Annotated in this window: 6 protein-coding genes; 5 read left to right on the forward strand and 1 reads right to left on the reverse strand. The window is 73.1% G+C overall.

Going from position 1 to position 7,414, the window contains the following annotated elements:
* The coding region (locus VK611_12855; GenBank protein HMG42219.1) for a BTAD domain-containing putative transcriptional regulator at positions 1–2,142 on the forward strand (2,142 nt) is incomplete at its 5' end.
* A gap of 23 nt (positions 2,143–2,165) precedes the next feature.
* Here VK611_12855 and VK611_12860 read toward each other — a convergent pair.
* Positions 2,166–3,380, reverse strand: a complete 1,215-nt coding sequence (locus tag VK611_12860) for a DUF222 domain-containing protein (protein ID HMG42220.1) — start codon at positions 3,378–3,380, stop codon at positions 2,166–2,168.
* Between the two features lie 202 nt (positions 3,381–3,582).
* Here VK611_12860 and VK611_12865 point away from each other — a divergent pair, with 202 nt between their 5' ends.
* The 4 genes from VK611_12865 to VK611_12880 form a co-directional block, all read left to right on the forward strand.
* Positions 3,583–4,434, forward strand: a complete 852-nt coding sequence (locus VK611_12865; GenBank protein ID HMG42221.1) for a class I SAM-dependent methyltransferase — start codon at positions 3,583–3,585, stop codon at positions 4,432–4,434.
* Positions 4,435–4,508: 74 nt separating this feature from the next.
* Complete coding sequence (gene ahcY, locus VK611_12870) at positions 4,509–5,957, forward strand: adenosylhomocysteinase (protein HMG42222.1); 1,449 nt, start codon at positions 4,509–4,511, stop codon at positions 5,955–5,957.
* A 119-nt stretch (positions 5,958–6,076) separates the two neighbouring features.
* Positions 6,077–6,565 (forward strand): SigE family RNA polymerase sigma factor, encoded by a 489-nt coding sequence (locus VK611_12875; protein ID HMG42223.1) that lies wholly within the window; start codon positions 6,077–6,079, stop codon positions 6,563–6,565.
* Positions 6,555–7,414: hypothetical protein (locus tag VK611_12880; protein HMG42224.1), on the forward strand; the 860-nt coding region annotated here is incomplete at its 3' end. The genes VK611_12875 and VK611_12880, both read left to right, overlap by 11 nt.

Genomic DNA, 7,414 nt, shown 5'->3' on the forward strand with positions numbered 1-7,414 from the left:
CCCGCGCCTCCGCCCCCAGCACCGCCCGAGGTCGAGGTCCCAGCCCCGGAGTCGTCCGCCGCAACGACGCCGGCTCCGACCGACGCCGAGTCTCCCGCCAGCGAGAGCCCGGAGTCGCCGGCTCCTACCGAGGAGGCCCCCGCCCCGGCGCCGCCCGACGTCGAGGCCGAGTCGGACGACCCCGCGGTGACCGTGACGACGGTGGGGGAGTTGCAGGCCGGCGGGGAGCTGCCGGAGGACCACCAGGACGACGAACGCCAGGAGGACGGGGCCTTCCCCGTCGGCCTGGTCGCCGGGGGGATCGGTGTGGCGGGGCTGGTGATCGCCCTCGACCGCGCCCGCCGGGCCCAGCTGCGACGGCGGCGGCCCCGGCAGGCCATCGCCCTCCCCGGCCCCGAGCTGGCCCACACCGAGTCGGTCCTGCGGGCCGGGGCCGACGTCGACGGCGCCCGCCTGGTCGACGCCGCCCTCCGTGCCGCAGCCGCCACCGCCGGCTCCGCAGGCCTCCCGCCGTTCCGCTGGGTGGAGGCCACGCCCGACGAGGTGGTGCTCGTCCTCGCCGACGCCGCCGCCCCGTCCGCGGGCTTCGTCGCCGAGGCGCCCGACCGGTGGCGCACCGCCGTCGGCTACGAGCAGCTGGCCGCCGCCGGCAGCACGGTCGCGGCCCCGGCGCCCCTGCTCAGCGTCGTCGGGGCCACCGCCGGCGGCGCCGAGGTGTTGGTCGACCTGGAGTCGCACGGCGTCGTCACCGTCGCCGCTGACCACGACCGGGGCACGGCGTGGCTGCGGGCGGTCGCCGTGTCGGTCGCCACCGCCCCCTGGGCCGTCCAGCCCCGGGTCCTCCTCGTGGGCCTGGACGACGGCCTGGCCCGCCTGCCGTCGATCGAGGCGGTCGACACCGGCCTGGGCGACGCCCTCGACCTCGCCGAGGCCCACGCCTCCCGCATCGACGCCCTGCTCACCGGCCTCGCCTGCGGCACCACCGCCCAGGCCCGCGCCGCCGGGGCGACCCCCGACGCCTGGGAGCCGCTGCTGGTGGTCAGCGCGGTCCCGCCCCACGAGCTCGACCTCGCCCGCCTCCGGGCACTGGCAGCCCGCCGCGGCCGCAGCGTGGCGGTGGTCTGCCCGCAGGGCGACGTGCCGGCCGTCGGCACCCTGTGCCGGATCGACGGTGCGGGCCTGCTGCGCCTCGAAGGCGTCGACACCCTGGTGCTGGCCCGCGGCCTCGACCCCCACGCCGTCGCCGCCGTCGAGCTGCTGGAGCACGCCGAGCAGGCCGAACCGGTCGACCTGCCCACCCGCGACCCCGTCCCAACCCACCCCACCCAACCCGACACCGATCCGCCGCCCCGGCTGGACGACCTGCTGGTCCGGGCCGACGTCCTCGTCCGGGTCCTGGGCGAGGTGCAGGTGGTGCAGCGCCAGGACGACGGCACCGAGGCGCCGCTCGCCGTCGGCCGGCAGAAGGGCCTGGAGGCGATCTGCTACCTGGCCCTCCGCGAGGCCACCGTCGACCGGGAGGACCTGGAGATCGCCCTCTTCCCCTCGGGCGCCCACGCCGTGAAGACCTTCCAGAACGCCGTCACCGCCGCCCGCAAGGCCCTCACCGAGCGGCTCTTCCCGGCGCCCGAAGGCGGCCGCTACGCGCTCGACGAGCGGGTCACGTCCGACTACGCCCTGTTCGCCCAGCTGGCCGAGCACGCGGAGGCCACCGACGACCCCGTCCTCGCCGCCGAGCTGCTGGCCGAGGCCCTGACGCTGGTGACCGGCGAGCCCTTCACCGGGGCGGGTCGGGGGTTCGGCTGGATCGGCCCGCACCGGGGGGCGATCGTGGCCCAGGTGGTCGACGCCGCCGACGAGCTGGCCGAGATCCGCCTGGAGGCGGGCGACTGGCGGGGCGCCGAGTGGGCCGCCCGCCAGGGACTGCGGGCCTTCCCGTGCGACGAGCGGATGTACCGGATCCTCATGCGGTCGGCGCACGCGGCCGGCAACGTCCCCGGCGTCCACCGGGCCTACCGGGAGCTGTGCACCGCCGTGGCCGACCCCGACGACGGCGTCGAGCCCCACGACAGCGTCCACCCCGAGACCGTCGCCCTCCTCGAGCAGCTCACGAGCCGCGCCCCCCGCACCTCGACCGCGTGAGCGGGCCTGGTCGCCGGAACCCATCACGCTGCCCTCCTCTGGCTGCCGAACAGGTCGGGTGGTCTACCGGATGGCCGGCTCTCGATGGTGTGGCCGTTGGGTGTGGAGACCAGGTAGGTGCCGTCGGGTAGGAGCTTGGCGTGCCAACCGGGTTGGTGGACGAGGTGGTGGTGGCGGGAGCAACCCAGCACCAGGTTCCCGAGCTCCGTGGGACCGCCGTCGGCCCAGTGGGTGACGTGGTGGGCGTCGCACCACTCCGCCGGCCGGTCGCAGTCGCCGAACCGGCAGTGCCGGTCACGGGCGACGAGGGCGTTGAAGAGGTTGGCGGGGATGGTGCGGGTGGTGGTGCCGTAGTCGAGGATGCTCGACCGGCCCTGGGTGATCACCCGATGCACACCCGCGTCGCAGGCGAGCCTCCGGAGGGTGGCGCCGTCCAACAGGGTGCCGTCGGGCAGCCACCCCGAGCTCCCGGGTGCGTCGCCGAGGTCGTCGTGATCCAGGAAGACGTTCAGATGGGGCCGGTGCCGCCCACCTCGGTGGGTCTGCTGGTGATCGAGGAAGAACCTCAGGATGTCGACCAGCGCGTCGGCCCGCCGCTCCGCCGGTGTCCGCCCCGGCTCCCCATCGACGTCGTCGGTCGACGCGAGCCGCAGCGCGGTCTCGGCGATCGCGCCCGCTTCGGCGTCGAGTGACCCCGAGAGCTCCCGGCGACCGTCCATCGTGCGGGACAGGTGCAGCCGCCGCTCCGGCCGCGCCGGCTCGGGATCCGCCGGGTCGACCAGCGAGTCCTTCGCTGCCTGCGCCCAGGTCTGCATCGCCGCGGCCACGTCGACCACCGGCATCGCCGCCAACGTCGGCACCAGATCGGCCTCGGCCCAGGCGAACAGCGGCGTGACGGCGTCGTTGAGGTTCACCACGATCGCCTGCACCTGCCCCGACGACAACGTCCCGTTCCGATACGCCTCCGCCAACACCGGCAGGTCACCCAACCGCCGCGCCGTCCGTGCCATCGCGTGAGCATTCCGAGCGCTGCACCCCGTCGACCGGAGCCACGCCGTCATGCTCACGGCGCCCGAGTCGCTCCATGCCTCCGCCCGGTCGAACGCCCCTATGCCGTCGACGACCCTGGCGGTGAGCTGGTCGAGCAAGGCGAGGCTGTCGGTCAGCGCGGCGGCGTCGACCGGGACGACCAGCTCACCGATCGCTGCCTTCAGGACGTCTCTGACCCGCTCGAACATACGCCTGATCGTACATGTGTTCGTATCCCGCCGCCATCCTTTTCCGTACTTTCCGCGCCTTTCTTACCCCATGCCGCCCGCGTGTTCCGCCCCGACCCGCCGCCCCAGCTCGCCGATCGTGAGGAGATCGCTTGACATGCACCGCAGTTCAGGTCGGCAGACTCCTCGTACGCAAGCATCGAGCACCGGAGGACGGCAGAGCATGGCCAACGAGGACATGAAGGAAGGTTGGAACGGCGTCTCGGGCGCGGAGTGGGTGCGTCTCCACGACCGCTACGACGCCATGCTGGCGACCTGGGCCGACCTGATCGACACGACCGCGGCCGTCGCTCCCGGCGAGCGCGTCCTGGACATCGGCTGCGGCAACGGTGCGACCACCCGGCGGGCCGCCCGGGCGGCGGCGCCCGAAGGCGAGGCCGTGGGGGTCGACCTGTCGGAGCCGATGCTGGCCCAGGCCCGGAAGCGGGCGGCCGAGGAGGGCGTCGCCAACGTCGACTTCGTGGTCGCCGACGCCCAGACCGACCCACTGGGGGATCCCTACGACGTGGCCGTCAGCCGCTTCGGCGTGATGTTCTTCGACGACCCGGTCGCCGCGTTCTCGAACGTCAACACCGCGATGCGTCCCGGTGGGCGGCTGGCGATCCTGTCGTGGGCGCCCATGGCGGAGCAGCAGTGGCTGCTGGTCACGACGACCGCGGCGCTGGAGCACCTGCCGCCGCCCGCGTTCGGTGGCGACGGCCCCGGGATGTTCGGCCTCGCCGCGGTCGACAAGATCACCGACATCCTCGCCCGGGCCGGCTGGACCGACGTCGACGTCCAGCCCCACCGGCGGACCATGCCGGTCGGAGGGGGCGGCAGCGTCGACGACGCGATGGACTACCTGGTGAACGGCGGCCCCGGCCGGGCCATGTTGGAGGGCGCCGACCCCGACGTCGCCGCCAAGGCGATCGCCGCCATCCGCCGCAGCCTCGGGCCCTACGTCACCGACCGGGGAGTCGAGCTGGAGGGGGCCACCCTGATGACGACCGCGCTAGCCTCGGGTCGTTCGGGCTGACATGGGTGGCGCAGTAGCGCCCAGCCCGATGACGAAGCACACGCAAGACCAACACGTCATCAGGAGCTAGACCCATGACCACCCTCGTTGACGGCGACTTCAAGGTCGCCGACCTCTCCCTCGCGCCGTGGGGCCGCAAGGAGATCCAGCTGGCCGAGGTCGAGATGCCCGGCCTCATGGCTCTGCGCGCCGAGTTCGGCGACAGCCAACCCTTGAAGGGCGCCCGCATCATGGGCTCCCTGCACATGACCATCCAGACGGCGGTCCTCATCGAGACGTTGACCGCCCTCGGCGCCCAGGTCCGCTGGGTGTCCTGCAACATCTTCTCCACCCAGGACCACGCCGCCGCGGCGGCCGCCGTCGGCCCGGAGGGCACCGCGGAGGCGCCCAAGGGCGTGCCGGTGTTCGCCTGGAAGGGCGAGACGCTGGAGGAGTACTGGTGGTGCACCGAGCAGGCCCTGCTGTGGCCCGACGGCGCCGGCCCCAACATGATCCTCGACGACGGCGGCGACGCCACGCTGCTGGTCCACAAGGGCGTCGAGTACGAGAAGGCCGGCGAGGTCCCGCCCGCCACCGACGACGACCCCGAGGAGTGGGGCGTCATCGTCGACGTGCTCACCCGGTCGCTCAAGGAGGACCCGAGCCGCTGGACGACCATCGCCGCGGCCATCAAGGGCGTCACCGAGGAGACCACCACCGGCGTCCATCGGCTCTACCAGATGTTCGAGCAGGGGCAGCTGCTGTTCCCGGCGATCAACGTGAACGACTCGGTCACCAAGTCGAAGTTCGACAACCTCTACGGCTGTCGTCACAGCCTGATCGACGGCATCAACCGGGCCACCGACGTGATGCTCGGCGGCAAGGTCGCCCTGGTGGCGGGCTACGGCGAGGTCGGCAAGGGCTGTGCCCAGTCGCTGCGCGGCCAGGGTTGCCGGGTGCTGATCACCGAGGTCGACCCGATCTGCGCGCTGCAGGCCGTGATGGAGGGCTTCGAGGTCACCACGCTCGAGCGGGCGCTGGAGACCACCGACATCTTCGTCACGTCGACCGGCAACAAGGGCATCATCACGGCCGAGCACATGGCCCGGATGAAGCACAACGCCATCGTCGGCAACATCGGCCACTTCGACAACGAGATCGACATCGCCGGCCTGGCCCGCATGAGCGACGTGCAGAAGGTGGAGATCAAGCCGCAGGTGCACGAGTTCGTGTTCCCCGACGGCCACTCGGTGATCATGCTGGCCGAGGGTCGGCTGCTGAACCTGGGCTGCGCCACCGGCCACCCGAGCTTCGTGATGTCGATGAGCTTCACCAACCAGGTGCTGGCCCAGATCGAGCTGTTCACGAAGACGGCCGACTACCCGCTGGGCGTGTACGTGCTGCCGAAGCTGCTCGACGAGCGGGTCGCCCGCCTGCACCTCGACGCCCTCGGCGTGAAGCTCACCGAGCTGTCGAAGGACCAGGCCGACTACATCGGCGTCCCGGTCGACGGCCCCTACAAGGCCGACCACTACCGCTACTAGTCGACGACAACGACGTTCGGAGTGTCGAGGCCCTGGTGGAGGAGTACCGCCAGGGCCTCGCCACTCTCGACCCTGACGCCCGGCGGGAACCGGAGGGTGTGGTCGTGCGCCAATAGGGTGTGCTGACGGACGGGGCGACCGAGCGGGCCACGAGGGCGGGTGGCTTCGAGGCGCTCTACGTCGGGTCGTACGACCGGTTGGTGCGGCTCGCCCGCTTGACGTCGGCCGACGGCGTGCCGGCCGAGGAGATCGTCCAGGACGCCTTCGTCCAGCTGTACCGGCGCTGGGCCGACGTGCGCGAGCCCGCCGCCTACCTGCGTCTCGCCGTGGTCAACGGCTGCCGCTCGTGGGGCCGGCGCCGGCTGCTGCTGGCGCGCCGCGGCGACCCGCCCCGCCTGCCCGAGCCGGGCCTCGACGGCGACGCCCTCGCCGTGCGCCAGGCCCTGGCCACGTTGTCGCCCCGCCAGCGGGCCGCCGTGGTCCTCCGCTACTTCGAGGACCTCCCCGAGGCGGAGATCGCCCGGGCGCTCGGTTGCCGCCCCGGGACCGTGAAGTCGCTGCTGTCGCGCAGCCTCGCCAAGCTCAAGGGAGCCCTCGATGACGACTGACACCGAGACGCGCGTCCGCTCCGGCCTGGAGCAGCACGCCCGGTCGATGCGGGTGGCGGACCGGCCCCCGCTCGACCACCTGCTGTCCCCGGCCCGCCCCCGGCGTGTGGTGCGTCCGCCGTCGGTCCGACCGCTGGTCGCTCTGGCCGCGGCCGTGGTCGTCGTGGTGGCGGCCATCGCCCTGCTGCGCCTCGACGACTCGACGACCCCGGCGGTCCGGACGAGCCTTCGCCCGTCGTCGCCGGTGGTGTGGCCCCTCGGCGACGATGACCCCCGCGACGACCTGTGGAGCGCCGGGAGCGCCGGGTTCGCCTACGTGAACGACGTGCTGCACCTCGGCCGGGACTGGTACTTCCAGGACCAGGAGCCCGACGGCGACGACTGGGTGCAGCGCCACTACATCCACGACACCCTGGACCTGCAGCTGTGGGTCGACCTGGCCCGCATCGACGACCTGTGGTTCGTCACCAACGTGCAGACCAACGGCGGCCCGGTCGTCACGGAGGCGCAGGTGGTCGGCGACCAGGTCGAGGTCGAGGTCGCGCTCGACCGGTCGAGCCCGGCACCGCTGGAGATCGAGCTCCTGTCCGACGACGGCTCGACGCTCGACACCGCCCAGGTGCCGCTGGAGGACGGTGGTGCGCACGCCGAGCTGTCCATCGGTCCCGATCGGACCGCGGCGGTGGTGCAGGTCAGCGCCGAGATCGGCGACGAGACCGCGGTCGCCCGCACGATCGTCCTGCCCGCCTCCACGGCCGACGGCCCGGCCCGGGACCTCTTCCCCGCCTTCACCCCTGTGAGCTCCTACGAGGACGCCTGGCGCTACACGCTCACGCACCCCGGCGATCC

The organism is Acidimicrobiales bacterium (assembly GCA_035316325.1).
Lineage (GTDB): Bacteria > Actinomycetota > Acidimicrobiia > Acidimicrobiales > VFJN01 > DASXTK01.